The sequence below is a fragment of the Candidatus Clostridium helianthi genome, from assembly GCF_045310795.1.
Lineage (GTDB): Bacteria > Bacillota > Clostridia > Clostridiales > Clostridiaceae > Clostridium > Clostridium helianthi.
Window position 1 is genome coordinate 42640 of sequence record NZ_JBJIAB010000008.1, and the last position, 26925, is coordinate 69564.

Here is a 26925-nt window from a genome sequence, read left to right on the forward strand (position 1 = left end):
AAACGAATCTCAATCATATTATAGGTAATATACCGTTTGAATATAAAGAGGAGGTATCATTATGCCTATATTACCTATTGAAAAATATTTTGGCGAATTTCAATTAGTCTATACATTTTATGAGGCTATGCCTACAGGTGTTACTGTTTCAGAAACAGGTCGTATTTTCGTTTGCTTTCCGAAATGGGGAGACGACGTTAAATTTACTGTAGCGGAAATAGTAGGGGATCAATTGCGGCCATACCCTAATTTAGAAGCTAATTTAGCTAACCCCGAGAATATCGCAAACTCTTTCATTAGTGTCCAAAGTGTAGTTGCTGATGGAAGGGGAACTCTTTGGGTATTAGATACAGGAGCACCAAACTTTTCAGTGCCTATCAAAGGGGGGGCAAAATTAGTCGCTGTTGATTTAAAAAACAATAAACTAAGAAAAGTATATAACTTTACAGAAGATGTTATCCTGCCAACAACTTATATTAATGATGTCCGATTTGATTTTCGTGTTGGAAAAGCAGGGTATGCATATATAACGGATTCTTCTTCAAAAGGGCCAGGAGCTATTATCGTGGTAGATTTAGAAAATGAAAACGCGTTCAGACGGTTAAATGGAGCAAATTCAACTTCACCAGATCCCTATTTTTTACCGAAAGTAGAAGGTCAAATTTTGATGAATCGAAACAAAGATGGCTCAACTTCCCCATTTAGAATGGCGTCTGATGGTATAGCAATTTCTCCCGATGGAAAACTTTTATTTTTTTGTCCACTAACCAGTCGTCATCTGTTCTCAATCCCGACTGAAGCCCTAAGAGACAGAACGATACCAGAGATGGATTTGCTTTATCATGTGAAGTATTGGGGAGAAAAAGGCGCGTCTGATGGAATGATCACCGATGCAAAAGGAAATATTTATGCTGGAGACTATGAAAACAACAGTATTCGAAAAATATTGCCAAATGGCACAATGAAAACCATTATACATGATCCAAGAATTTTATGGCCGGATACTTTTTCAATTAGTCCGGATCAATACTTATATGTCATTGTGAACCAATTACACAGGCAGGCAAGGTTTCATTATGGAAAAGACCTACGACAAAAACCGTATAGTTTACTACGTATGAAAATTGGTGAATTTCCTGCTCCAACCTTTTTATAACAAAAAATAAAAAGGAAAAGGTAGTTGAAAAAGAAAAAGCACTATGAATTTTCAGTTATAATTAATACTACCACAAAGCTTAATTAATAATGACATAAAGTTATAAAAATGTTGTCATTATTTATATAAACACTTTTTATGAAAATCATGTATCAATAGTTTTAAAACAATTAATAGTAAGTGGAGTAAAGAATTCTATGAGATTAGATTAGAGAATTAATCATATAGAATTCTTTTTATGAATGAAAAATAGAAGTGGAATAATATTTTGGGGAAATATGTAGGAAAACAAATGCTTTTAAAGAATAGTATTAAATATACCAGTTTTTATTCTAATAGGACTACCAATTTTTTAAGAATGTCTATTTTTTGACGGTTATTTTGAAATGAGGGGCATATTATGTACTCCCCATGTAGTTTATTCATGAAAGATTTAAAGCAGTTTCTGTTATTTGCATATCTACTTTATATTGCTCCTGTAAATTATAAGCATTGTAATAACCTTTTTTCATCATATAGTTTGAAATTGTTTCATAGGTAGTAATATAAGAATGATTCATAAGTCCGCTTAATTGTTGTATATGCTGCCTAGATGCACAAGTATCATTCTGTAAAATAGACCTTAATTCCTCGTCAGAAACTAACTGGGACATAGTAACTGACTTAGTCAGACAAAGATTTTTAAAGGTTAATAGTTCATGCAGCTTTATGGTTTCATGAGGTGCAATTTGTTGAACCATATTTTTAAGCATCCTTGTATTTATTATTTATGTCCTAATTAACTATTTTTCTGGAGTTGCAAAACTACCAAGTCTGCTTGTATCGCCAGGAAATAAATTTAAGCCGGCAATTTGAGACGTTGTCTGCGACGACTCCAAATCCATTTGAAACTGTCTATCCAGGTCAACTGGGTTAAGACATCCTTATTATACCGCTATCTTAATTTGGGGGCTTTTGCATACAGGCTTTGTGAGGATTTAATATCAAAATAATAAATGAAAATACAGATCAATTTATATTGTATTTACATTGATATTCTATACTCAAAAGAGGAAGGTGATAGATTTGAATAAGATTTTAGTTATAGATGATGATTATTATATCAGAGAGCTTATTTGTACAGTATTAAAAGATGAAGGATTTTCTATAGCTGAGGCTGTAAATGGAAGGGATGCATTAGAAAAACTTGGGGAGGAAAAAATTGATCTTTGTGTGCTTGATATTATGATGCCTCAAATGGATGGATATGAATTTTGTAAACAAGCACGCAGATATTATGAGGATATGCCAATTTTAATGCTGACCGCCAAAAGTGAGCTTTCCCAAAAAGTAAAGGGATTTGAACTTGGTACAGATGATTACTTAACAAAACCATTCGAGATTGATGAGTTGCTTGTTAGAATAAAAGCGCTTTTGAGACGCTATAAAGTAGCTGCTTCACGGAGTATTAATATTGGTAATTTAGTTATGGATAAAAGTAGTTACACAGTAATTAGTAACAATGAACAATTCGATATACCAATGAAGGAATTTGAACTTTTATTTATGCTTGGAAGTTATCCTGGTAAAACCCTTTCTCGTGACAGGCTCATAGAAGAGGTTTGGGGCCTTGATTTTGAAGGAAACGAACGAACTCTTGATGTTCATATAAATCGTATTAGAGAGAGATTTCAGTCTGATATTTACAAGTTCAAAATTACTACTATTAGGGGTCTTGGTTACAGATTGGAGGAAGTGAAGTGAAGGAAGGAAACAGGTATTTTTTTTCACTAATACTGATTTTTATTATAACATTACTTGGTCTTACTAGTGGATATTATATTTGTATATTTATTTTCGGTAAATTAGAAAGCATTCCTCTACATATAATATTTATTGTTCAAAGCTTAACTTCTGCTGTGATATATTTTCTAGGTTGGAAAGCATTTATATATATGCACTGGCGCTTCGCTAATAAACATAAAAGATTTAATCTTTCACATTTTCCAATATTAAGCGGAGCTGTTGAAGCCATGAACAAGATAGCTTCTGGTGATTTCAATGTGCTTGTTAAAACAAATGAACTCGATCCTTTTAATGAGGTAGCAGACAATGTCAACAGAATGGCAAAAGAGCTAGGTTCTTTAGAGAAACTACGTCAAGATTTTATATCAGATGTGTCACATGAAATACAGTCACCATTAACTTCTATATCAGGGTTTGCTGCTCTGTTAAAAAAAGGAGGTTTAAACCAGGATCAGATTTCACATTATGCCAGCATAATAGAAACTGAAAGTAGACGACTATCAAAATTAAGCGAAAATCTATTAAGATTGTCTAATTTAGAATCAGAAGACAATAATTTAAACTTAAAGAACTATCAAATAAACAAGCAAATTGAAAGTGTTTTACTTATGTTAGAGCCACAGTGGTCAGCAAAAAATATAACACTCGATATTTCTCTTGAAGAAACTATGATATGTGGAGATGAAGATTTATTAAGTCAGGTATTTATAAATTTGCTTAATAATGCTATTAAATTTACGCCAGAAAACGGAAATATAGGTGTTAACTTATATAACAATGAAGACGGTGTCGAATGTAAAGTCTTCGATACAGGTATAGGCATTTCATCGGAAGATCAACCGCGAATTTTCGAGAGGTTTTATAAAGCAGATAAAGCTCGCAATCGTTCTTTGGGTGGAAACGGACTTGGACTTTCAATAGTAAAAAAGATTATTGATTTACATGGAGGGAAAATATCTGTTACAAGTGAAATTGGAAAAGGTACAGAATTTATTATTTGGCTGCCTAAGGTATATGAAAGAGAATAACAAGTCCTAATATTCAGGCAGATTGACTTGTTATTTTTTGATAATGACCAAATAGAAGCTAAATATGTTGATTATTACAGTCTGAATTAACAGACTGTAATTTTTTGTTTACATTGAGTTTAAGTTCCATTTAAGTTTAGTTTAAATAGCAGCTATATGCTATTTTTGTAGAAACTAAACAGTTTTTAGAAATAATATTATTTGGAGGTATAACATGATTGAAGCAAAAGGAAAACATATGATGATCGATCCAAGCCAACCTGGCACCGTGCTAAAGATGCATGCAAAGCCTGGAAAAGGTGATGCTTTATTTGAACTTACCAATAACCTTCATTACAACGGTGATACAGATGGGCCTGTAGATTGGATACTCTGTAGAGCTGATGACGATCCGGATACATTGTGGGCTTTTGAGTTCTACAAGGACGAGGAATCGTTCAAGCGTCACTTCTCAAACCCGAACCTTGAAAAGGGTCATGATGAGGTCATTGACCTTCTGAGTGAGATGCCCATGAGAGTCGAAGTTCATCCAGCCTTCTCCAGTTATCAACTCAAGGTGGATTAAAATGTTTATAACCACAGTCTGAATTTAACGGATTGTGGTTTTTCTTTTTGTTAACATTGCGTTTAAATTCCATTTAAGTTTAGTTTAAATAGAAACTATATACTATGTTTGTAGAAACAAAACAGGAATTAGAATTAATAATATTGAAAGAAGATTATGACTTATTGTTAAGTGCTAATTTTATTACTTATAAAAACATGGAAGGGGTTTTTTATATGGAAAACACAGAAAATATGGATCCAAAATCGCTATACTATCTTGAAAAAGCACCTGTGTCTAAAGCAATAATACACATGGCTATTCCTATGATACTAAGTAGTATCGCGTCAGTTGTATATAATATCATCGATGCTTTTTTTGTTGGTAAACTTAATAATACTGCAATGATGGCGGCAGTGATACTGGCATTACCATTTTCATTAGTATTAATGGCAATTGGACAAATGTTTGGAGTAGGTTCTGGAACATATATATCAAGACTTTTAGGTGAAGGTAATACAGACAATACCAAAAAAGTTAGTTCCATTAACTTTTGGTCATCAATGCTTATGGGGATTATTCTAATGATGATATGTCTGCCCTTATTATCTTATATGTTGCCGCTTTTAGGAGCAAGTGGTGAAACGCTACAATATACAAGAAATTTTGTTATGGTACTTGTTATTGGAGCTCCAATTATCATTGTTAATATGGCGCTTGATGCAGCTGTACGTGCAGAGGGTGCATCCACTATTTCTATGACTGGTACCATAGCAGGTATTATAATTAATATAATACTTAATCCCTTTTTCATTTTCGTTCTAAATATGAATGTCATGGGATCAGCACTAGCCTCTGTTTGTGGTAATATAGTTTCAGTTTTGTATTTTGTATATTATTTGCAAAAGAAGAGTACTGTTCAGAGTTTATCAATCAAGGACTTTAAACCAAGTAAAGAAATTTATGGTGAGATTTTTAAGGTTGGAGTTTCAGCTTTATTAATGAGTGGATTTTTTGTAATCATAAGTCTTCTTTTCAATAATTATTCTATGATTTATGGAGATAGTGTTGTAGCGGGATTTGGAATTGCACAAAGAGTTGTTCAAATTGTAGATTGTATTGGCATGGGATTTGCGATGGGAGTTGTACCACTAATTGCATTTGCTTACTCTGCAAATAATCAAAAGCGTCTCATGGAAATTGTTAAGAAAACTATATTGTATATGATTGGTTTAACATTAACTTTAGGAGCAGTTCTATTTGCACTCAGGTTACAGATTATTGGCATCTTCAGTATGGATCCTAATGTTATTGCCATTGGTCAAATAACTCTCATAGCTCAACTTTCATCAACTGTTTTTGCTGCCCTATGTGAATTTTTTACTGGAATTTTTCAAGCTCAAGGTGATGGTGTGAAATCAAATATTATGGCCGCTCTGAGAGGTGTTTTATTTGTCCCTATTTTGATTGTGGGAAACCTAATATTTGCTGTTAATGGTGTTGTTTGGGCTATGACAGCTACAGAAGGACTATCATGTCTGATAGGAATTGCCCTATGGCTTGGAATTAGAAGAAAAAGCTTACTAGAAATCTCTATGAATAAACAGATAAGTTAAATTAACCATAACTTTTTAGCCTAAGCGAAGATGAGCGGAATGGTGGGTCCAGAATTTAGATAGTGGTTATAAAAGTATGCTTTATTAAGTAATAAGAGATTTTTCTAAATATAATTAATTAAAAATCTTCTGACTGTAGATTCATATAGCTAGAAGATTTATTTTTTTACATATTTTTAATATAAATAAGCATTACTTTATCTTAAAACAAAAATAGCCCCTAAAGTAAAGGGGCTAGTGAATAGGTTAAAACAAAAAAAGACTATGAATGGAGAGTAACTAAATGAGAAACAAATAACATTCAAGAGGTTTCTTTTAATTATATGAAGACTAACATCAAATAATTCTAAATAGTAATAGATAATTCTTCGCATTAAGAAACTTTTAATTTGTGATGATGCTAGATTTATTAGAGTCACTTTAAAGGATTCCTTAGAAAAAGAGGGATATCAAGTAGTTGATGAGGCAGATCCTCGTTATTTTCTTTTAACAATATATTAAGAAATGATTAATATATTTGACAAAGAACTGACAAGAAAAAATAATAGTATATTCATAAGGAAGGAAGTTTGATATTTATGTTAAGAGAAATTGAAGAATTAAAAATTAAAGATAAAATTACAGTAGAAGACAAACAAATGCTTAGGAAAGCACTAGATGGAATAAAGGGATGGAAGTTTAATCCGGTTGCAGTTATTACAAATGGAATTGAAGATTATTATTTTATATGTAGAGTAAAAACAGTAATAAAAGATTTACAAATGAAGATGGCAAAAGTGTATATTAAAATACAAGAAGGGAGTAACCCTAGACTGTTAGCAATAGAAGAAATATAATAATTTAGATACATGAATAAATAAAAATGGCAATAAATTTATATTTATAATGTATAGAAAAGCAATTTCTAAGTAAAAAGTGTAGGTGAGAGTAGTAAATAAAGGTATAAAACTATATTACAATATCAAAAGTTTTTCGAGATAGGATATGTGATAAAACTAGTCCTATCTTATTTTTATGTTTATTTTAGGAAGAGCGATAATTTATAAATAGATATTGCAGCTTAATAAAGTTTTTTATCCATAATTCACTTAGCATAAAAGTAGAGAATGCATCAAATGTAAAAAGCTTTGTCATTAAAAGTTAAAGTGGTTTTTATTAGAGATAATTTATTAATGACAATGCTTTTTATATGAAAGGTTAAAATATGTTGATTAGGAAGCTAATGATTTTTCTAAGTTCTTTATAAAATTATTAAAAAAAGTTACTAGATTTATTAATTATAATATTTAAATTTGATGGAATATAAAAATATTATATAGGCAAAAGTACAGATAGTAATTAAAATGATATTATGAAGATATATTATATTACATAAGATGCTGGGAGGAAATACAATGTTAAAGATAGGTTGCCATTTATCGGCTTCAAAAGGATTCAAGAATATGGGAGAAGAGGCTATTAGCATAGGCGGAAATACATTTCAATTTTTTACTAGAAATCCAAGAGGGAGTAAAGCAAAGGCTATAGATGAAACAGATATAAAAGAATTTTTAAAGTTAGTAGAAGAAAATAATTTCTCTAAAATATTAGGTCATGCACCATATACGTTAAATGCTTGTTCTGCAGATGAGAACACAAGAAAGTTTGCAGTAGAGGTAATGAAGGATGATTTAGAGAGGATGGAGTATATTCCTAATAATCTTTATAATTTTCATCCAGGAAGTCATGTTAAGCAAGGCGTAGAGATTGGAATTAAATATATTTCAGATATGCTAAACGCAGTGCTTAAACCTGAACAAACAACTACTGTATTGCTTGAAACAATGGCAGGAAAGGGGACCGAAATTGGACGTACATTTGATGAATTGAAAGAGATTTTAAATAATGTAGAATTATCACACAAGGTAGGTGTTTGTCTTGATACATGTCATGTTTATGATGCAGGGTATGATATTGTTAATGATTTAGATAAAGTAGTGGAACAATTTGATAAGATAATTGGCTTAGATAAATTATGTGCAATACATTTAAATGATAGTATGAATCCATTTGGAAGTCATAAAGACAGGCATCAAAAAATAGGAGAAGGTTCTATTGGATTAGAGGGAATTAAGAATATTATTAATCATCCAATGTTATGTAATTTACCATTTTTCCTTGAGACACCAAATGAGCTTGATGGATATGCAAGGGAGATAGAATTATTAAAGAGTATATATCAAAATTAAAAATATTTATTGATAAAATTATATACTGTGTATATAGTAATTATAGTAATAAAATTGCATGATGAATAAAAAATAATAATATAGTAATTTTACTGTTATAATAAATATTAAGTAATATAGAGAATTATGATATACTTAAGCTGTTAAAATATACATAAAAGGTGGAAAAAGTTATGAGGATTACGAAGAAGAAAAGTTTTGTTTTTATAACAATTATAATGGGAATATTTTTATTGGTAGGTTGCGGAAATAAAAATGCTAGCAATGGAAAAGGGGAAGCAGATAATTCCTCTAAAACAAGTGAAAGCAATGAGGCAAGTCCATCAGGAAATAGTAAGGACCTGCCAATAGCTACTATAAAAGTAGAAGGATTTGGAGAAATTCAAGCTGAATTATATCCAGAAATTGCTCCAAATACTGTTAACAACTTTATATATTTAGCCAATAAAGGCTTTTATAACAATTTAAAATTCCATAGAGTAATTAAAGGATTTATGATCCAAGGAGGAGATCCTAAAGGAAATGGAACAGGTGGGCCAGGTTATTCAATTGAAGGAGAATTTACTTCTAATGGTTTTGCAAACAGTTTAAAGCATACAAAAGGAGTATTATCTATGGCAAGAGCACAAGATCCTAATAGTGCAGGAAGTCAATTTTTTATAATGTCAGGAGATGCACCAAATCTTGATGGAGAATATGCTGCTTTTGGAAAAGTAATATCAGGGTTAGATATAGTAGATAAAATTCAAAATGTAGAAACTAGTTCTGCTGATGCACCTAAAAAGGATGTTGTGATTACATCAATAACTGTTGATACAAAAGGTGTGGAATACAAAGAACCGAATAAAAAGTAAATTTATAATCTAAGAATACATGATTTAGTGGAGACTTATATGACTAATATTAATCATATAAGTCTCCACTAAAATTTTACCAGGAATTTATTGGATAGCTTGCGTGATGGAGTTTATTTTATCACTGGGATGCTTATTCCAATTATTTTTCCAAGATTTAATACATTCATATAGGATTATGATTAACATAGCAAGTATTATAAATGATAACACGGTTAATGTAGTCTTACCATTTGGAATATAGTTATTAAAGATATTTTCAATAGAAGCTGTTGAAGTTGTTATAGCGATAAATATCATAGGTAATATTGTTATAGGGGTATATTTCTTCTTGCCCATCTCTATAAGTACAGAAGTTCCGATTGCAAAAGCAATTGCGGCAAGAGTTTGATTGGCGACTCCAAATAGGGGCCAAATAGTTGAAATGTTACCACTATAAAGTAAGGCTCCCCAGCTAAGTGACATTAATGCACTGAAAAATACTAGATTAAATTTAGAATCTTTTTTAGCAAATGGTTTGTACATTTTGCCAAAAAGATCTTGTAATAAATATCTTCCTATTCTTGTTCCTGAATCTATAGTTGTTAAAATAAATAATGCTTCAAACATTATACAGAAATGATACCAATAAGACATTAAGGTCGATGCACCAGGTAGCTTTTGGAATACATATGTCATACCAACGGCTAGAGACACAGATCCACCAGGCCTTCCAGCAAGTTTCTCACCAACAAGTGATTCGAGCATTCCTAAATCTTTTGGGATCAAATTTAATTTATCAAAAACTTCTGGCAAAGAGTTTATGGCAAAATAGTCAGCTGTAGGCAATGAGGTAGCTGCAATTAATGCCATGAGGGAGACAAAAGCCTCAAGTAACATAGAACCATAACCTATTGGAAGAATATCTTTTTCACTCTTTATTAGTTTTGGAGTAGTTCCAGTGCTAATAAGTGAATGGAATCCAGATAGAGCACCACAGGCTATTGTTATGAATAAAAACGGAAATACTTTACCGCTAACAACTGGACCACCACCATGAACGTATTGAGTTAGTGCAGGCATTTCCAAATTTGGTCTGACTATTATTATACCGATAACTAAAGCACCAATAACTCCAAGTTTCATATAAGTACTTAGATAATCACGAGGTAATAACAATAGCCATACAGGTAAAGCAGCAGCGCAAAATCCATAGATTACTAATATTATAGATAGTTGTTTAGTATCAAGAGTCAAAAAATTACCAAGAGTTGTACCTTCAATTTGTGGTCCAAAGATAACTGCAAGCATTACTAAAGCCATACCTATTATAGTAGCCTCACCTATTTTACCAGGTCTAATGTATTTCAAATAAATTCCTATAAAAATTGCGATTGGAATAGTAGCTCCAACTGTAAATGTTCCCCAAGGACTATTATAAAGTGAGTTTACGACTGGTAAGCCAAGGCCTGCCATTGTAATTATTAGTATGAAAATAACGGAAATGGAAGTGATAAATCCAATTCTTCTTCCTAGTGTATGCTTTGCAATTTCTGCTATGGATTCACCATTAAACCTAACTGATGAAAAAAGCATTATCATGTCATGAACTGCACCTGCAGCAACAGAACCAATCAATATCCAGAGAGCACCAGGAAGATAACCAAATTGGGCTGCTAGAACGGGTCCGATAAGAGGACCAGCGCCTGCAATAGCTGCAAAGTGGTGACCTAGCAGAACCCACTTATTTGTTGGAACATAATCTTTGCCATCATTGTATATTTCGGAAGGAACTTTTTTAGATTCATCTAAAACTAATACTTTTGCAGCGATGAAAGCACCGTAGAATCTGTATGATAGTATTAGAATTAAAGCACCAATGATAACTAAAACAATAGAATTCATATATACATCCCCTTTGTGTAAATGTTTTCTTTATATTGCTAATCTAACATTATAAATAAATAATTACTACATTTTACATGTGAAATGCTATATTTGATGGATGAATTAGCAAAACATGGTGGTAGTTTGCAATAAGTTTTATGTAAATGAAGTAGAAATTGAGATTTTATTACATAGTAGTATAATTTATGTATATGGGGACGGAAAGGAGGTGATAGTATGTTGATGGTAAATATGTTAGAGAGAATGGCACTTATAACAATATTTATATATATAATACTACAAACTAATATTATGAAGTGTTTTGTTAAGGACAAGTTTGATAGAAAAGACAAGATGATGATGATAATTATATTCTCAATCCTTGCTATTTTAGGAACTTATTTTGGAATATATATAAAAGATCAATCATTAGCAAATAGCAGACCAGTTGGAGCGATAGTTGCAGGATATTTAGGGGGACCTGTTATTGGAATTATAGTGGGATTTATAAGTGGATTGCATAGGTATTCGTTTGGCGGATTTACGGCGTTAGCTTGCGGATTATCAACAATTGTGGAAGGCGCAATAGGTGGAGGATTTAGAATATTATTTAAGAAAAAGGGGCTAAACCCAGCTGTTGCAGGGTTAGCAGCAGTAGTAGCAGAAATTACTCAAATGATAATTATATTAATGTTTTCTAAAGATATAAATTCAGCAATAGATCTTGAGAAAACAATAGCATTATCTATGATACTTATAAATTCTATTGGTGTATTTTTAATAGTTATGGTAATTGAAAGCTCAAAAAAATTAGTTGATGGTGAAGTAAAACTTATAAAATTAAAAGAAGAAAATAAAGTAGCGGAATTAAAGGCTTTAAAAGCACAAATAGAGCCTCATTTTTTATTTAATTCTCTTAATGTGATAAGTGCGTATTGTAGAACTGATGGAGAAAAAGCAAGGGAACTTATATTAAATCTTTCAAATTATTTTAGGGCTACGCTAGAAATCGAAGGAGATTTTTCTACACTAAAAAAAGAATTGGCTTTGATAAAGGCTTATGTAGCAATTGAACAAGCTAGATTCTCAAATAGACTAGAAGTGAAATTTTTAATAGATGATAATTTACTGGATATAAAGTTTCCAATACTCATACTTCAACCAATTGTAGAAAATTCAATTAAACATGGGATACTGAAAAAAATTAATGGTGGGATAGTAACAATTTCGATTAGAAATGGTGAAGATGACGTTAACATTGAAATTAGTGATAATGGAGTAGGATTTGAAAATGCAGATGAATCTTTGTCAACTGGACTCGGCCTTAAAAATATTAATAATAGACTTAGATTATTGTATGGGGAAAGTTATTCTTTAAATATAACAAGCTCAAATAATGGAAGCAGTGTTAGCTTTAACATTCCAAAATAATTATTATGATTAAGGGGGAAATTAAATTGAAATTACTAGATGAGATAAAAGTAGTAATAGTAGAGGATGAAGCAATATCTAGCGATGAGTTAAAATACATAATATCTAAGGATGGTAGATTTAAAGTTGTGGGGCAAGCCTATGATGGAATAGGTGCATTAACTTTAATAGAGAGTGAGGAACCAGATATTGCTTTTATTGATATTAATATTCCAGGAAAAAACGGAATAAAGTTAGCGGAAGAAGTAAAAGAGATATTTCCGGATGTAATTCTAATTTTTTTAACAGCATATGATACTTATGCAATAAAGGCTTTTGAACTTAAAATTTATGATTATATACTAAAGCCATATGATGAAAAGAGAATAGCGGAATCGTTAAATTGTGCGTTAAGTACAATTATTAATAGAAATGAGAATGAAATAATAGATATATTAAGTAAACTTGAAAATAAACAAGCATTGAAAAAAATCCCATGTGAGAATAATGGAAAAATAATTCTTATCGATGTTAACAAAATTTCTTTCTTTTATTCAGAAGGAGAGAGGAATTATGTTAAGACTAATAAAGAGATTTATTGCACAACAAAAACTTTACAAGAGTTGACTGAGAAAACAAATTTTTTTAGATGCCACAGGAGTTATGTAGTTAATCTCGAAAAAGTTAAAGAAGTCTACCCTTGGTTTAACGGGACTTATAAGTTAATTATCGATGATGATGAAAATAATGAAATACCAGTAAGCAGATCTCATGTTAAGGAAATAAAGATTATTTTAGGACTATAATATTATTTTAAATTTTAGAAATGAATAAATTTTAAAGAATATAAATTAGAATTAAGTTTTGCAAATTAAGAAATCGAGTAAATTTATTAAAGAAAATATCAACTTATTTATTTGCAATTTATGAAAGAGCCTAAATAAAGGATAATCCTTATGTATGATGTTATCAAGCCTAACAATGGATATCCTTTATTTAAATTATTTACTATATAAATACAAGTTTTATATTATATTAGTTATACGGTCTTTTTACAGGCACAATTATAAAAATTAATTTTGTAATTAATTTTATCAAGATTTCTTTGTAATTCGGCTATTTGGCTTATAACTTCTTCACGGTGTTTTATAAAAATTTCTCTACGAACATCAATAGTATTATCACCTTTAAGGCATAACTGAATATATTCTTTGATTTGCTTTATAGGCATACCTGTATTTTTTAAACAACAAATAAGCTCAAGCCATTCTAAATCTTTTTCTTTAAAATCCCTGTTGCCTGACTCACTGCGATCCACAAATGGAAGTAAACCTTCTTTTTCATAATACCTAAGAGTGTGTGGCGTTAAATGCGTTTTTTCAGCAACTTCAGCAATACTGTATCCCATAATATTATCCTCCTTTAAACTATATGATGTATTTTACAACTTAGAGTATACTCTAAGAGCATGCATTTGTAAAATTGCATCAAAAAATTATTTAATATAAAAGTTATGAATGATGAATATGGTATTGTAAATAAAAAAATTACTTTTTTAATTTTAGAACAATGACTTTAGATCTGTAATAACGAACTTACATTTTCATTTTAGAGTTTATTTTTCCCAAATATGTTGACTTAGAGTTAACTATAAGATGTAAAATATATATAGAACAATTTATAATGTAAATTATCTATTTTAAGGAGGAATTACTTTGTTATATAGAGGTTTTGGAAAGACAAATGAAAAGGTTTCAGTTTTAGGGTTTGGTTGTATGAGGTTACCTATTATTGATGGAGATACTACTAAAATTGACGAAGAAAAAGCTACAAAAATGATTCGCCACGCAATTGATGAAGGAGTTAATTATATTGATACTGCATACCCTTATCATGGAACAGGAATGGGAAATGGAGGGGAAAGTGAACCATTTGTAGGTAGAGCTTTAAAAGATGGATATAGAGAAAAGGTGAATTTAGCTACAAAACTTCCTAGTTGGGCAATTAAGACTAGAGAGGATATGGATAAATATTTAAATGAACAATTAGAGCGATTACAAACAGATAGAATAGATTTCTATTTAGTTCATGCTTTAAATAAAGGTTCTTGGGAAAATTTAAAGAAGTTAGGAATAGATGAATTTTTAAACTCAGCAATTAAAGATGGAAGAATAAGATATGCAGGATTTTCATTTCATGACAAGTTAGAAGTTTTTAAAGAAATAGTGGATTATTATGATTGGTCATTCTGTCAAATTCAATATAACTATTTAGATGAAGATTTCCAAGCCGGAACTGAAGGCTTAAAATATGCAGCAGATAGAGGTCTTGGAGTTGTTATCATGGAGCCGCTTAGAGGTGGAAAAATAGTTAGAAATCTTCCAGATGTAGTTACTGATACATTTGATAAAGCAGAAATTAAGAGATCTCCAGCCGAATGGGCACTAAGATGGGTATGGAATCATCCAGAGGTATCTGTAGTACTAAGTGGTATGAATGTAATGGATAATGTTACTGAAAATATTAGAGTGGCAGGTGAAGCTTTACCAAATTCACTAACAGAAAAAGAGTTGGAAATAATGGATAATGTTAAAAAAGCATTTAAAGAAAGAATAAAAGTTAATTGTACAGCTTGTGAGTATTGCATGCCATGTCCAGCGGGCGTAAATATTCCTAAGAATTTTACATTATATAATGAGTATAATATATTCGTTACTCCAGCAACAGAAAAAGAACTTAAGGAAAGATATAATGGAGTAGCACCATCAGAAAGAGCAGATAAATGCGTTGAATGTGGTAAGTGTGAAAGCCATTGTCCTCAAGCAATCAAGATTCGTCAAGAATTAAAAAATGTTAAGACAATATTTGCTTAAAATAAGATATTATAATTCGCAAAATAGTTTCTAGACAGTTAAGAAAAGAGGATTACATTCTCAAAAAAGAAAAAAATTTATATGTTCAAAAGAGCATTTTTTCGATAATTAAGAAAATATAACATTATATAGACAAAAATAATGCAAATTAAAAATAGATTTATTAAATTAATACAAATGAGTTAAGGAGTGAGCTAAATGAGAATATTATATTACGATTGTTTTTGTGGTATAAGTGGAGATATGAATCTGGCAGCGATGTTGAACTTAGGAGTTCCTAAAGAATATTTATTTAAAGAAATTTCAAAGCTTAATTTAAATTCTGAATATGATATACAAATTAACAGTTCTGAGAAACTTGGAATAACAGGAACAAGAGTAGATGTTATATTAAAAGATGAACTAAATAATGCAGATAACATAGGATATAAAGATTTTGAGCATTGTAGTAATGATATTATAAAAGATCACAGTCACTCTCACGTACATGATGAAGAGCACAATCATCACGATCATTCTCATGGTGAAGATGCTTCACATAATCATGAACACAATCATCCACATAGCCATGAACATGATTGTTCACATAATCACGAACCAGCTCATGTTCATAACCATTCAGGAAATCACGAGCATCATCATAGAAATTTAAAAGATATAGAGAATATAATAAATTCTAGTGACTTAAGTGAAAAAGTTAAGAATTTAAGTTTAAATATGTTTATGAGAGTAGCAGAAGCAGAAGCAAAGGTACATGGCAAAACATTATATGAAGTACACTTTCATGAAGTAGGTGCCATTGATTCAATTGTTGATATAGTAGGAGCTGCTATCTGTTTAGATTATTTAAAAGTGGATAAGATTATGGCGTCTCATGTTCAAGTTGGTGGTGGATTCGTAAAATGTGCTCATGGACTTATGCCAGTTCCAGCACCTGCGACTGTAGAAATATTAAAAGGTATTCCAATAAATGTTGGAGTGGTTCAATTTGAAACAACTACGCCTACAGGAGCTGCGATACTAGCTGAAAATGTTCAAGAGTTTACTTCAAAAATGGATTTCTCTATAAAGAAAATTGGATATGGAATTGGACATAGAGATCTAGATATACCTAATGTTTTGAGGGTTTATTTAGGGGAAGATAGTAGATTAGAGAAGATAGAAGAACAATATATATTGGAGACTAATATAGATGACATGAATCCTGAATTTTATGGATATATTGAAGAAAAGCTTTTTGATGCAGGAGCATTGGATGTTTTTAAAACTCCTATATTTATGAAAAAAGGAAGACCAGGAATAAAGTTAAGTATATTAATCAGTGAAAAAATAGAAAAAGATATTTTGGACATAGTTTTTGAAGAGACTACCTCTATAGGCGTAAGAAAATATAAAGTTGAAAAAATAATGTTAAATAGAGAGTTTTCAAAGGTAGAAACTCAGTATGGAGAAGTAACAATCAAGAAATCATATTATAAAGGCAACTTAGTTAAATATAAGCCTGAATATGAGGAATGTAAAAAGATTGCAAAAGAGAATAACATAACTATGGAAAAGGTGTATAGGGAAGTTTATAAACAAACTTCGAATATCTATAATGAGTAATTCTACAATCAAATTAAGAAAATAAAAATGTATAGGTGAGAGGCGGAAGAGATAGATGATTAATAATGATAAATATAGTGAACTAGTGAAATACCTTAAAGGATTAGGAAAAGTAGTTTTAGCATTCTCGGGGGGAGTAGATAGCACATTCTTACTTAGAGTAGCCAAAGATGCTCTTGGGGACAATGTAAAGGCAGTAACGATTTTATCACCATATATTCCTAAGTGGGAAATAGCAGAGGCTAGAGAATTAGTAAGGGAATTGGGAGTTCAACATGAAATTATTGAAGCTCCAATTATTGACTCAATTAAATTCAATCCGGAGGATAGATGCTATCTTTGTAAAACAGCTGTATTCACTATGATATTAAATATAGCAAAAGAACAAGGGTATAACTGTGTAATTGATGGGACTAATTTTGATGACATAAGTGATTATAGACCAGGTCTTAAAGCATTAAAAGAATTAGAAGTAAAAAGTCCACTATTAGAATGTAAATTAACTAAAGCAGAAATAAGAGCATTCTCTAAAGAATTGGGACTTAACACCTGGGATAAGCCACCTTATGCTTGCCTTTTGACAAGGATACCTTATGGAAATGAACTAAAAGTAGAAGATTTTGAAAAGATTGAAAATGCAGAAAAGTATATGATGAGCATAGGTTTTAGAGCTGTTAGGGTAAGATGTCACGGTGACTTAGCAAGAGTTGAAGTAAGTAGGGATGATAGAAGTAAATTATTTAATGAAGAACTTTTAGACACTATTGCTGAAAAAATAAAAGAATGCGGATTTAAATATGTGACATTAGATTTACAAGGTTATAGAGTAGGAAGTTTTAATGAAACTATAGTGAAAAAAGAATAGAATCAAAAATAAATAATAATATTTTAAAGATGAATTAAAGTGGTTTAAGAAGTTAGCAGAGAAAATCTTAGGAGGATAAAGCTAATGAACAAAGAAGAAATTAAAGAATTGTTAGAAAGTGTTAAAGATAACAAGTTAAATGTAGATGAGGCACTTGAAAAGTTAGAAGATCTACCTTTTAAAGATTTGGGTTTCGCGAAGATAGATAATCATAGAGAAATTAGAGTTGGCTATCCAGAAGTAATATACTGCGAAGGTAAGACTGTAGAGCAGGTTAGAGATATTGTAAAATTTATGATTACAAAAAACAATAATATATTAGGAACGAGAGCTAATGAGGAAATGTATAATGCAGTTAAGGAAATATGCAAAGAAGCAGAATATAATAAACTTGGTAGAACAATAACTATTAGGAAAAATGAACAACCTATTACGGAGAATTATATAGCAATTGTTGCAGCAGGTACTTCAGATTTACCTGTTGTAGAAGAGGCATTTGAAACGGCCAGTATATTAGGCAATAGAGTTGAAAAAATAACTGATGTTGGAGTTGCAGGGATACACAGACTTTTTTCAAAGTTAGATGTCATTAGGGGCGCAAAAGTTGTCATAGTAATTGCAGGAATGGAAGGTGCCTTAGCAAGTGTTATAGGAGGTTTAGTAGATAAACCAGTAATAGCAGTACCAACAAGTGTTGGATATGGAGCTAATTTTGGAGGGATTGCAGCATTATTATCTATGCTGAATAGTTGTGCTAGCGGTGTTAGCGTAGTTAATATAGATAACGGCTTCGGGGCCGCATATAATGCTAGTATTATTAATAAGCTGTAGTTTTTTACAATGATTTTATATGGTTAACTTATATTTAAAATTCAGTATCTAATTGCTTAGTTAGGAAAGAATAGAATTAACATCATAAATATAAAAACAAAAGGGAGGAGAATTATATGTCAAAACTTTTTTCGAATTTTAAACTCAAAAATTTAGAATTTAAAAATAGAATTGTTATGGCACCCATGTGTATGTATACAGCTAAAGAAGATGGAATAGCCACTGAGTGGCATAAAATACATTATGCTACAAGAGCTTTAGGCGGAGTAGGACTTATAATCCAAGAAGCAACTGGAGTTGAAAGTAGAGGAAGAATAAGCGATAAAGATTTAGGAATATGGAATGATTCACAAATAGATGGCTTAAAGAAGATAGTTGATACATGTAAAAGCTTAGGCGCGGTTATGGGAATTCAACTTGGTCATGCAGGTAGAAAGTGTGAAATAAAGAATCTTGAGATTATAGGGCCTAGTGCTGAAGCTTTTAGTAATGAATATAAAGTCCCAAAGGAAATGAGTAAAGAGGATATAAATGAGGTAATAAATGCTTTTAAAAGTGCTGCTAAAAGGTGTATTGAAATAGGATATGATATTATAGAAATCCACGGTGCTCACGGATACTTAATAAATCAATTTTTATCTCCTCTTACCAACAAAAGAACTGATGAGTATGGAGGAAACTTAGAAAATAGAGCACGATTTCTAAAAGAAGTAGTAAAAGCGGTTAGAGAAGTGTGGACAAATGAAAAACCAATAATACTTAGGATAAGTGCTGAAGATTATTTAAATGAAGGAAATCATCCAGAGGATTTGGCTAAAATAATAAATTTGGTTAAAGAAGAAGGAATTGATATAATTAATGTAAGCTCAGGTGGCGTTGCACCAACTCCTGTTCCAATTAAGGTATATGAAGGATATCAGATAAAATTTGCAGAGATAATAAAAGAAAATACAGGACTTCCTGTAATAGCTGGAGGACTTATTATATCGCCTTATATGGCAGAGGAAATAATTCAAAATGATAGAGCAGATATGATTTTCTTAGGAAGAATTCTTTTAAGAAAACCATACTGGCCGCTTGAAGCTGACTCAAAATTAGATGGTGAGGTAAAATGGCCTGAGCAATATGAAAGAGGTAAGTTTAGGAATAATAGATAACCATACTAATTGGCAATAATTAATTTTATTAATAATTATTTCAATAAATTTTAATTTTAGAGCCAGCAGTATAAAATGAATTTAAATGTACACCATAATAATGAGGTGATACATATGGATAATAACAAAAACAGAATAAAAGATAGACCTAAATCTAATGCGGAACGTAGAAAAATAGATCCTAAAAATAATGCGGATTTAGGCATTATTGATGGAAAAAAGATAGGTGCGCCTCCACATAAAGAAAAGGATCACCTATAATATAAAGAGGATATATCAAAATGTTTTTATCTGTTTGATATATCCTTTATATTTTATATTAACAAACTTATATAAATATAGGAAAATTAAAATATTAATTTTTTATAAAAGCAATTATAATAGATGGTGTACTACATAAGCAAAGGAGAATAGCAAATGAAACTAGATTTAACAATATTTGAATTAGGAAAACTTTTAAAGAAAATAGAGGATAAATATAATTTGAACATATTAGTGAAATTAGCCTTGAGCGGTGGATGGGCTACAATAACTGGTAATGCTAATATTCTAAAGCATCCAAATGATTCGAACTGTGGCTGCAATGGGAAAGACAACATTATAGATATAAGAGTAGAGAGTGATGGTGATGAGCATGGAACTGTAATAAAAATTACAGGTGCTAAAGATAAAAAGTTTAATATAGATATATCAAGTACTAGATACAAAGAATTGCGTCCGAATAACTTAACTGTTAACAAAATAAAAATTAACGAAAATGAAAGTAAATTAAGAATTGATGAAAATATAATATTTACAATAGGCGCGTCAGTTGATGATATAAAAGAACTTATAGAAAACTAAATATATATACAACATTAGCCAGCATAAAACAGTCCGAAATACACATAATATTAAAGAGTCAATAGGAAGAGGAGAGTGATATAAATGGACAACAGTATGAAAAAGAAACATACAAGCAAACATAAGACTTTAAATCATAATCCACAAGCAGAAAGTGTAAAATCAGTTTTTGGTGAGCCAAAAGCGAAAGATTCTGAATTTACTCCAAGAACTTTTGACTAGTAGGGTAGAAATTAAACATAGGCACAATTGCAGATATTATATAATTGTATTGTAGAATGATTTTTGGAATATAAATTATGTAATAGACAAAACAATTTAATAGTTAAAGAAGGAATATTTTAAGTATAAAGAACTTAAAATATTCCTTTTTTAGTGCAAAAGAATTTAATGTTTTAAGGTATAAATTTGAAATATTATTAATTTATTTAATAAATAGTTATTAATTAGAAATATCAAAATATCTATATATTAGACAGGCTACAATGGAAAACAAAATTATTATATGGATGTTATTTAATAAAGTTATGAAATAACACTCACTAAGTGATAAATTTGTATGGTTATTGTTTAGGTTTTTATTTAATAGGAATTAAACAGTAAGTATTTGAAAAAAGTAGTCATAATGTCTTTGTTTAATTGAATATATTTTAGTTATAAAGGAGGAGGAGTGTTTATGAGTATGAACTTTAAAGAATTTATAGAAACAGATAGAGAAAAGTCTAACACCCAAAAGTTTGAAGGAAGTTTTCTAGAATATTTAGATATTGTTAAGGAGAATCCAGAAGTTGTCAATCTTGCTCATAAAAGAATCTATGAGATGATTATGAGCAAAGGCGTAGAGGAGTTAAAAGGTGAAGAAAACCCTCGAGTAAGAAAAATCTATGGAAATGATGTAATAAGAAAATATGGTTTTTTTAAAAATGATTTTTATGGAATTGATAAAGTTATAATGAAACTTGCAAGTTATTTTAAATCAGCAGCCATGAAAGGTGAAGAATCAAGACAGGTATTATACCTTGTTGGTCCAGTAGGAGCAGGTAAATCTTCAATAGTTGAGAGTTTAAAATCAGCTTTAGAAAGCTGTGAACCAGTTTATTCATTAAAGGGATGCCCAATGCATGAAGAACCTCTTCATTTAATTCCAAAACATTTAAGACCAAAATTTGAGGAAATGCTAGGAGTACAAATCGAAGGAGATTTATGCCCAGTATGCAGGTATAAACTTGTTAATGAACTTAAAGGAGTTTATGAAGATTTTCCGGTTGAAAGAACAGGATTTTCTATTAGATCAAGAAAGGGAATTGGAGTAGTTCCACCTGTTGATCCAAATAATCAGGATACATCAATACTAACAGGATCAATTGATATTTCTAAGATGGATATGTATTCTGAAGATGATCCAAGAATTTTTTCTCTAAATGGAGCATTTAATGTCGGTAACCGTGGACTAGTAGAATTTATAGAGGTATTTAAGAATGATGTTGAATATCTTCATACAATAATTACTGCAACCCAAGAAAAATCAGTACCATCTCCAGGTAAGGGCTCAATGATTTACTTTGATGGAGTTATAGTTGCTCACTCAAATGAGGCAGAATGGAATAAATTTAAATCAGATCATACAAATGAAGCAATTTTAGATAGAATTGTAAAAGTTGAAGTTCCATATTGCTTAGAACTAGATGAAGAAGTTAAGATATATGAAAAAATATTAAAGAAGAGCAATTTTAAAGCACATATAGCACCACATACTATTGAAATCGCAGCAATGTTTGCAATACTTTCAAGATTAACACCTTCAGCTAAAGTAGATGCAGTTACAAAACTTAAGATTTACAATGGCGAAGAAATTGTTGAAAAAGGGACTACGAAGAAGATCGATATTGGAGAGCTTAGAGAAGAAGCAGGCCAATATGAGGGCATGAAGGGAATAAGTACAAGATTTATAATAAAAGCAATAGACAATGCACTTGCTGAGTCAGGACATGACTGTATAAATCCACTTAGCATAATGGAAAGCATAATAAAATCTGTTAAAGAACTAGACATCGCGGCAGACGATAAAAAGAAATATTTAGGCTTTATTCAAGATAATATAAGAAAAGAATATAATAAAATTCTTGAAAGAGAAATTACAAAGGCATTTATTCATTCATTTAGAGAACAAGCTGAGAGTTTATTTAACAATTATATAGATAATGCTGAGGCATATGTAAATAAGACTAAGATAAAAGATGTTTCAACTGGTGAAGAACTTAATCCAGATGAAGAATTTATGAGAAGCATAGAAGAGCAAATAGGTGTATATGCCGCATCAGCTAAAGGCTTTAGATCAGATGTGACTTCATATATGTTCTATATAGTTAGGAAAGGCGGAAAATTAGATTATACTTCTTATGAACCTTTGAAGGAAGCAATAGAAAAGAAATTAACAGCTTCAGTTAAAGATTTATCAAGAATCATAACTAAATCAAAGGTTAGAGATAAGGAACAAGCAGAGAAATATGATTCTATGGTTGAAGAAATGAAAAGAAACGGATATTGTCTTCATTGTTGTGACGTAATCTTAAAGTATGCAGCTAATAACTTATGGAGGGACTAGATTAGCTTATGGCAATATTTAGAGATTACACTAACAATCAAATTGATCACGACAGATCCATAGAAGATAGAAGAAGACATAGGCAACTTGTAGAAAAATCAATAAAAGAAAATTTGGGTGATATATTATCAGAAGAGAGTATCGTTGGAGAGAGCAAAAACAAAAAATTTAAGATACCAATTAAAGGTATTAAGGAATATCAATTCGTTTATGGAAAGAACTCTAAGGGAGTAGCTAGTGGAGTAGGTAACGAAAAAAGAGGAGAAAAATTAGGGAATGGAAATAAGAAATTAGCCAAAGGAAACCAGGGAGCTGGAAATGAAGAGGGTGATGATATATATGAAACAGAAATCACTCTCGAGGAGCTAATGGACTATATATCTGAAGATCTCAACCTACCTAATTTGGATCAAAAAAAATATTCAGAAATAGTTACTGAAACTAGTGGTAAGAAGAGAGGATATCAAACTCATGGAATAAGACCAAGACTTGCAAAAAAGAAAACAGTTATGTCAAAGATAGCAAGAAAGCAAGGAAAGAAGAGAGCATTAAGGGAATTAGAAAGTGATGAAGAGTTAGATAGGTTTCCTTTTAGAGAGGAGGATCTTAGGTACTATAGAGTTAAATTAAAACCTAAAAAAGATAGCAATGCAGTAATGCTATTTATTATGGATGCCTCTGGTTCTATGGATGTGACTAAGAAATATTTAGCAAGATCTTACTTTTTTGTGTTGGCAACTTTTCTAAAAAGAAAATACAACAATATAGCATTTGAATTTATATATCATACTACAGTTGCAAAGAGAGTAGATGAATTCGAATTTTTCCATAAGTCTGAATCTGGTGGTACTTATATATCTAGTGGCATTAATGAGGCATTAAAGGTGATTGAAGAGAAGTATCCTCCGGCAGCATGGAATATATATAGCATATACGCAAGTGATGGAGATAACTGGTCTGAAGATAATGAAAAAGCAGTTGCAGCGGTAAAAAATATATGTGAGGTTAGTAATATGTTTGGTTATGCTGAACTTTTACCATCAACATATACAACTACAATGTATCATAAATTTAAAAAAGAGATAACTAATGAAAAATTTGTTCCTGTAATTATAAAAGAGAAGAAGGACTTATGGGATGCACTTAAGATTATGCTTAGGAAGGAGTTAAAGGAGGAATAAGAAATTGGAATATAGCTTTAGTGATATTGAAAAGTGGAATGAGAAAATAGAGAAAAAGGTTAAGGAATATGGGCTAGAATGTTATCCTCAAGAATTTGAAATTATAGGCTTTAATGAGATGATTGGATATGAAGCTTATGTTGGAATGCCTTCAAGATATCCACATTGGAGTTTTGGTAAATCTTATGAGAAAAGTAAAACACTTTATTCTTTAAATCTTACTGGCCTTCCTTATGAAATGGTTATTAATTCAGATCCTTGTTTAGCATATTTAATGAAGGATAATACGTTATTGTTACAGATATTAACAATGGCCCATGTATATGGGCATAATGATTTCTTCAGAAATAACAGATTATTTAAAGAGGGTACTAATGCTAAATATACTTTAGAAATGTTTAATTTAGATACTAAAATAATAAGAGATTATATTGATGATCCAAGTATTGGATACTCTGAAGTCGAAAGAATACTAGATGCAGGCCATGCGATAAGGTATCAATCTAAAAGAAATGTTGGAGTTAAAGAACTAACTAACAATGAGATTAAAGAAAATATTTTAAAAGATTATGAAAGTAAAAAAGAAAATAGAGATATTTTAGATCCTTATGAAGAAATTACTTTACCAGATTTAGATAAGATTCCATTGGAGCCTGTTGATGATCTCATGGGATTTATAATAAATTATGGTCAGTTACAAGAATGGCAGAAAACAATATTAAGAATTGTTAAGAGAGAAACAGAATATTTTATTCCTCAAATTGAAACTAAAATTATGAATGAAGGATGGGCAAGCTATACACATTATAATATTTTAAAACAATTAGAATTACCACAAGAACTCCATCTAGAGTTTTTGAAAAGGCATAATGATGTAATAGCTCCTGCTATAGGCGGTTTAAATCCTTATTATGTTGGATTCAAACTATTCGAAGATATTGAAAAAAGATATGGAAAGGAAAAAATATTTGAAGTAAGAGAAATTGAAAGAGATTCTTCATTCTTACGGCGTTATTTAACTAAAGAATTGTGCGAAGAATTAAATTTATTTCAATATAATCAAAGAACTTTTGATGTTGTCATTGAAGAAATTTCAGATGATACTGGCTGGAAAACTATTAGAGATACTTTGAGTTATACTGCAGGTATGGGGAATATACCATATATTAGAGTTATTGATTTGAATAAGAAAAACTATACATTGACTTTAGAAAATGTTTTTGACGGAAGACCACTTGAGCTTTCTTATGCAAAAGAAACGTTGAAGTACGTTCAAGAATTATGGGGACATGATGTTAGGCTAATTACTAAATCAAGCGATAAGCAAGAAGTAATCTTAACTTGTAATCAGGAAAAGAAGATAATTGTATCCTAAAAGGTCGGGATTATGAAAAATAATAAACAATACTTTATGATTTGAGTCAATAAGCATGTTTCATCATTATGAGTTAACTTATGAGGTAACCAAAAGTATAAAAATGAATAGTTTATATATGAGAGAAAGTAATATTTTGGGAGACAAAGATGAACTTAAAAGGTAGTCAAACTGAAAGAAATTTATTTAAAACATTTGCAGGAGAGTCTAGAGCTAGAAATAAGTATACTTTTTATGCTGAGAAAGCTAGGGATGATGGTTTCCTCTATGTTGCAGAGGTATTTGAAGCAACTGCAGGTAATGAAAAAGCTCATGCAAGAGAAGTGTTTAGAAGATATTTAGATAGGATTAATAATACAAAAAATAATTTGATAGAATCTGCACTTAGTGAATCTGAAGAAAGTAAAGTAATTTATAAAGAATTTGAGGAAATTGCTAGAGAAGAAGGTTTTGACGATATTGCAGACTTTTATAAAGAACTTCAGGAAGTTGAAGAACATCATAAGGAGAGATTTTTAGATTTAGCTAAAAAACTCAAAGAAGGTAAGATATTTAAATCAGATAGAGAAGAAGAATGGATATGTCTAAATTGTGGTTATATATACGAAGGTAAGGAAGCACCTATGAAATGCCCATTATGTAGATATCCAAGAGCATATTTTAGAAGATTATGTAATGAGGATTGTAAGTAGGGGGAAAACATATGATTTATGAATATCCTGAAGAATTTGTGGTTCCTGTGGTTTATGTAGAGGGTTTGAAAGAGAAGCCTATGAACAGAAGTTTGGAGTTTAAGTATTTTCAGATTGATGAAAGTATGACTCTCAGTGAAAAGCCGCAAGAAAATAAAATGTTTCAGATGAGCACGTACCACGATGAAGATATTTCAAACAAAGGAATAATGTTTTTAGATTTAGATGAAGATTTGCTTCAAAAACCTTGCCATGAAAAATATAAGTTTGATGATATAGTTGAAAGTGAAGAAGAACATTATAGCTCTAACGATATATTTAATGATATAGATAATGAATATGCTGATGGTGAAACATTAAGAATGTAATGTATTATTTGTAGTTAGTCACTTATTAGGGATTAACTACAAA

General features: G+C 30.6%; 26 protein-coding genes. 23 read left to right on the forward strand and 3 right to left on the reverse strand.

The window, feature by feature from the left end; genetic code table 11:
* The first annotated feature begins 61 nt into the window (after positions 1-61).
* Complete coding sequence (locus ACJDTP_RS08585) at positions 62-1156, forward strand: L-dopachrome tautomerase-related protein (protein WP_406760937.1); 1095 nt, start codon at positions 62-64, stop codon at positions 1154-1156.
* Between the two features lie 422 nt (positions 1157-1578).
* On the opposite strand, the gene ACJDTP_RS08590 is transcribed toward ACJDTP_RS08585, so the two are convergent.
* Positions 1579-1896 carry a hypothetical protein gene (locus tag ACJDTP_RS08590; RefSeq protein WP_406760938.1) on the reverse strand — a complete coding sequence of 106 codons (318 nt, stop codon included), beginning with the start codon at positions 1894-1896 and terminating at the stop codon, positions 1579-1581.
* Positions 1897-2221: 325 nt separating this feature from the next.
* On the opposite strand from ACJDTP_RS08590, the gene ACJDTP_RS08595 reads away from it, so the two are divergent.
* From ACJDTP_RS08595 to ACJDTP_RS08625, 7 genes are all read left to right on the forward strand, one after another.
* A complete protein-coding gene (locus ACJDTP_RS08595) occupies positions 2222-2899 on the forward strand; it encodes a response regulator transcription factor (RefSeq protein ID WP_406760939.1) in 678 nt (225 codons plus the stop codon).
* Entirely contained in the window at positions 2896-3969 is a 1074-nt protein-coding gene (locus ACJDTP_RS08600) for an ATP-binding protein (RefSeq protein WP_173709638.1), read from the forward strand. The genes ACJDTP_RS08595 and ACJDTP_RS08600 overlap by 4 nt, the downstream gene beginning before the upstream one ends.
* A 214-nt stretch (positions 3970-4183) precedes the next feature.
* Positions 4184-4534 carry a putative quinol monooxygenase gene (locus tag ACJDTP_RS08605; RefSeq protein ID WP_406760940.1) on the forward strand — a complete coding sequence of 117 codons (351 nt, stop codon included), beginning with the start codon at positions 4184-4186 and terminating at the stop codon, positions 4532-4534.
* A 215-nt stretch (positions 4535-4749) separates the two neighbouring features.
* Positions 4750-6129: an MATE family efflux transporter gene (locus ACJDTP_RS08610; RefSeq protein WP_406760941.1), complete on the forward strand. Its 1380-nt coding sequence runs from the start codon at positions 4750-4752 to the stop codon at positions 6127-6129.
* Between the two features lie 578 nt (positions 6130-6707).
* On the forward strand, positions 6708-6965 hold the full coding sequence (locus tag ACJDTP_RS08615; protein WP_077837132.1) for a hypothetical protein: 258 nt from the start codon (positions 6708-6710) through the stop codon (positions 6963-6965).
* A gap of 558 nt (positions 6966-7523) precedes the next feature.
* Complete coding sequence (locus tag ACJDTP_RS08620) at positions 7524-8357, forward strand: deoxyribonuclease IV (protein ID WP_077843528.1); 834 nt, start codon at positions 7524-7526, stop codon at positions 8355-8357.
* Positions 8358-8530: 173 nt separating this feature from the next.
* Positions 8531-9211: a peptidylprolyl isomerase gene (locus ACJDTP_RS08625; protein ID WP_077843529.1), complete on the forward strand. Its 681-nt coding sequence runs from the start codon at positions 8531-8533 to the stop codon at positions 9209-9211.
* Positions 9212-9298: 87 nt separating this feature from the next.
* Here the strand turns inward: ACJDTP_RS08625 and ACJDTP_RS08630 are convergent, their stop codons facing one another.
* Positions 9299-11095 carry a carbon starvation CstA family protein gene (locus ACJDTP_RS08630; RefSeq protein WP_406760942.1) on the reverse strand — a complete coding sequence of 599 codons (1797 nt, stop codon included), beginning with the start codon at positions 11093-11095 and terminating at the stop codon, positions 9299-9301.
* A 219-nt stretch (positions 11096-11314) separates the two neighbouring features.
* Between ACJDTP_RS08630 and ACJDTP_RS08635 the strand changes: the two genes are divergently transcribed.
* Together ACJDTP_RS08635 and ACJDTP_RS08640 are read left to right on the forward strand one after the other, a co-directional pair.
* The gene (locus ACJDTP_RS08635) at positions 11315-12508 is read left to right on the forward strand and encodes a sensor histidine kinase (protein WP_173711299.1); all 1194 of its coding nucleotides are present in this window, start codon (positions 11315-11317) and stop codon (positions 12506-12508) included.
* A gap of 26 nt (positions 12509-12534) precedes the next feature.
* Complete coding sequence (locus ACJDTP_RS08640) at positions 12535-13293, forward strand: LytR/AlgR family response regulator transcription factor (protein ID WP_077837127.1); 759 nt, start codon at positions 12535-12537, stop codon at positions 13291-13293.
* Between the two features lie 233 nt (positions 13294-13526).
* On the opposite strand, the gene ACJDTP_RS08645 is transcribed toward ACJDTP_RS08640, so the two are convergent.
* Complete coding sequence (locus ACJDTP_RS08645; RefSeq protein WP_077837126.1) at positions 13527-13895, reverse strand: MerR family transcriptional regulator; 369 nt, start codon at positions 13893-13895, stop codon at positions 13527-13529.
* A 307-nt stretch (positions 13896-14202) separates the two neighbouring features.
* Between ACJDTP_RS08645 and ACJDTP_RS08650 the strand changes: the two genes are divergently transcribed.
* The 13 genes from ACJDTP_RS08650 (at position 14203) to ACJDTP_RS08710 (ending at position 26882) form a co-directional block, all read left to right on the forward strand.
* Positions 14203-15360, forward strand: coding sequence for an aldo/keto reductase (locus tag ACJDTP_RS08650; RefSeq protein WP_078115971.1), 1158 nt, complete (start codon positions 14203-14205; stop codon positions 15358-15360).
* Between the two features lie 198 nt (positions 15361-15558).
* Positions 15559-16965 carry a nickel pincer cofactor biosynthesis protein LarC gene (larC, locus tag ACJDTP_RS08655; RefSeq protein WP_406760943.1) on the forward strand — a complete coding sequence of 469 codons (1407 nt, stop codon included), beginning with the start codon at positions 15559-15561 and terminating at the stop codon, positions 16963-16965.
* A 55-nt stretch (positions 16966-17020) separates the two neighbouring features.
* A complete protein-coding gene (larE, locus tag ACJDTP_RS08660) occupies positions 17021-17830 on the forward strand; it encodes an ATP-dependent sacrificial sulfur transferase LarE (protein ID WP_078115973.1) in 810 nt (269 codons plus the stop codon).
* An 84-nt stretch (positions 17831-17914) separates the two neighbouring features.
* A complete protein-coding gene (gene larB, locus ACJDTP_RS08665; protein ID WP_078115974.1) occupies positions 17915-18661 on the forward strand; it encodes a nickel pincer cofactor biosynthesis protein LarB in 747 nt (248 codons plus the stop codon).
* A gap of 116 nt (positions 18662-18777) precedes the next feature.
* Positions 18778-19818, forward strand: coding sequence for an NADPH dehydrogenase NamA (gene namA, locus ACJDTP_RS08670; protein WP_173709653.1), 1041 nt, complete (start codon positions 18778-18780; stop codon positions 19816-19818).
* A gap of 114 nt (positions 19819-19932) precedes the next feature.
* Entirely contained in the window at positions 19933-20079 is a 147-nt protein-coding gene (locus ACJDTP_RS08675; protein ID WP_011967911.1) for a hypothetical protein, read from the forward strand.
* Between the two features lie 156 nt (positions 20080-20235).
* Positions 20236-20661: a UDP-N-acetylglucosamine pyrophosphorylase gene (locus tag ACJDTP_RS08680; RefSeq protein ID WP_406760944.1), complete on the forward strand. Its 426-nt coding sequence runs from the start codon at positions 20236-20238 to the stop codon at positions 20659-20661.
* 84 nt (positions 20662-20745) lie between these two features.
* On the forward strand, positions 20746-20883 hold the full coding sequence (locus ACJDTP_RS08685) for a CPC_1213 family protein (protein WP_017212516.1): 138 nt from the start codon (positions 20746-20748) through the stop codon (positions 20881-20883).
* A 460-nt stretch (positions 20884-21343) separates the two neighbouring features.
* Positions 21344-23266: a PrkA family serine protein kinase gene (locus ACJDTP_RS08690; RefSeq protein ID WP_078116077.1), complete on the forward strand. Its 1923-nt coding sequence runs from the start codon at positions 21344-21346 to the stop codon at positions 23264-23266.
* Between the two features lie 8 nt (positions 23267-23274).
* Positions 23275-24447, forward strand: coding sequence for a sporulation protein YhbH (gene yhbH / locus ACJDTP_RS08695; protein ID WP_077843538.1), 1173 nt, complete (start codon positions 23275-23277; stop codon positions 24445-24447).
* A 4-nt stretch (positions 24448-24451) separates the two neighbouring features.
* Complete coding sequence (locus tag ACJDTP_RS08700; RefSeq protein WP_406760945.1) at positions 24452-25822, forward strand: SpoVR family protein; 1371 nt, start codon at positions 24452-24454, stop codon at positions 25820-25822.
* 149 nt (positions 25823-25971) lie between these two features.
* Positions 25972-26514 carry a rubrerythrin family protein gene (locus ACJDTP_RS08705; protein ID WP_078115977.1) on the forward strand — a complete coding sequence of 181 codons (543 nt, stop codon included), beginning with the start codon at positions 25972-25974 and terminating at the stop codon, positions 26512-26514.
* A gap of 11 nt (positions 26515-26525) precedes the next feature.
* Positions 26526-26882: a hypothetical protein gene (locus ACJDTP_RS08710; protein WP_406760946.1), complete on the forward strand. Its 357-nt coding sequence runs from the start codon at positions 26526-26528 to the stop codon at positions 26880-26882.
* The last annotated feature ends 43 nt before the right edge of the window (positions 26883-26925 follow it).

Bases quoted from the DNA above. Each gene is read 5' to 3' on its own strand.
- ACJDTP_RS08585 (WP_406760937.1), top strand. From the start codon at position 62: ATGCCTATATTACCTATTGAAAAATATTTTGGCGAATTTCAATTAGTC.
- ACJDTP_RS08590 (WP_406760938.1), bottom strand. From the start codon at position 1,896: ATGGTTCAACAAATTGCACCTCATGAAACCATAAAGCTGCATGAACTA.
- ACJDTP_RS08605 (WP_406760940.1), top strand. From the start codon at position 4,184: ATGATTGAAGCAAAAGGAAAACATATGATGATCGATCCAAGCCAACCT.
- ACJDTP_RS08610 (WP_406760941.1), top strand. From the start codon at position 4,750: ATGGAAAACACAGAAAATATGGATCCAAAATCGCTATACTATCTTGAA.
- ACJDTP_RS08615 (WP_077837132.1), top strand. From the start codon at position 6,708: ATGTTAAGAGAAATTGAAGAATTAAAAATTAAAGATAAAATTACAGTA.
- ACJDTP_RS08620 (WP_077843528.1), top strand. From the start codon at position 7,524: ATGTTAAAGATAGGTTGCCATTTATCGGCTTCAAAAGGATTCAAGAAT.
- ACJDTP_RS08625 (WP_077843529.1), top strand. From the start codon at position 8,531: ATGAGGATTACGAAGAAGAAAAGTTTTGTTTTTATAACAATTATAATG.
- ACJDTP_RS08630 (WP_406760942.1), bottom strand. From the start codon at position 11,095: ATGAATTCTATTGTTTTAGTTATCATTGGTGCTTTAATTCTAATACTA.
- ACJDTP_RS08635 (WP_173711299.1), top strand. From the start codon at position 11,315: ATGTTGATGGTAAATATGTTAGAGAGAATGGCACTTATAACAATATTT.
- ACJDTP_RS08645 (WP_077837126.1), bottom strand. From the start codon at position 13,895: ATGGGATACAGTATTGCTGAAGTTGCTGAAAAAACGCATTTAACGCCA.
- larC (WP_406760943.1), top strand. From the start codon at position 15,559: ATGAGAATATTATATTACGATTGTTTTTGTGGTATAAGTGGAGATATG.
- larE (WP_078115973.1), top strand. From the start codon at position 17,021: ATGATTAATAATGATAAATATAGTGAACTAGTGAAATACCTTAAAGGA.
- larB (WP_078115974.1), top strand. From the start codon at position 17,915: ATGAACAAAGAAGAAATTAAAGAATTGTTAGAAAGTGTTAAAGATAAC.
- namA (WP_173709653.1), top strand. From the start codon at position 18,778: ATGTCAAAACTTTTTTCGAATTTTAAACTCAAAAATTTAGAATTTAAA.
- ACJDTP_RS08675 (WP_011967911.1), top strand. From the start codon at position 19,933: ATGGATAATAACAAAAACAGAATAAAAGATAGACCTAAATCTAATGCG.
- ACJDTP_RS08680 (WP_406760944.1), top strand. From the start codon at position 20,236: ATGAAACTAGATTTAACAATATTTGAATTAGGAAAACTTTTAAAGAAA.
- ACJDTP_RS08685 (WP_017212516.1), top strand. From the start codon at position 20,746: ATGGACAACAGTATGAAAAAGAAACATACAAGCAAACATAAGACTTTA.
- ACJDTP_RS08690 (WP_078116077.1), top strand. From the start codon at position 21,344: ATGAACTTTAAAGAATTTATAGAAACAGATAGAGAAAAGTCTAACACC.
- yhbH (WP_077843538.1), top strand. From the start codon at position 23,275: ATGGCAATATTTAGAGATTACACTAACAATCAAATTGATCACGACAGA.
- ACJDTP_RS08705 (WP_078115977.1), top strand. From the start codon at position 25,972: ATGAACTTAAAAGGTAGTCAAACTGAAAGAAATTTATTTAAAACATTT.
- ACJDTP_RS08710 (WP_406760946.1), top strand. From the start codon at position 26,526: ATGATTTATGAATATCCTGAAGAATTTGTGGTTCCTGTGGTTTATGTA.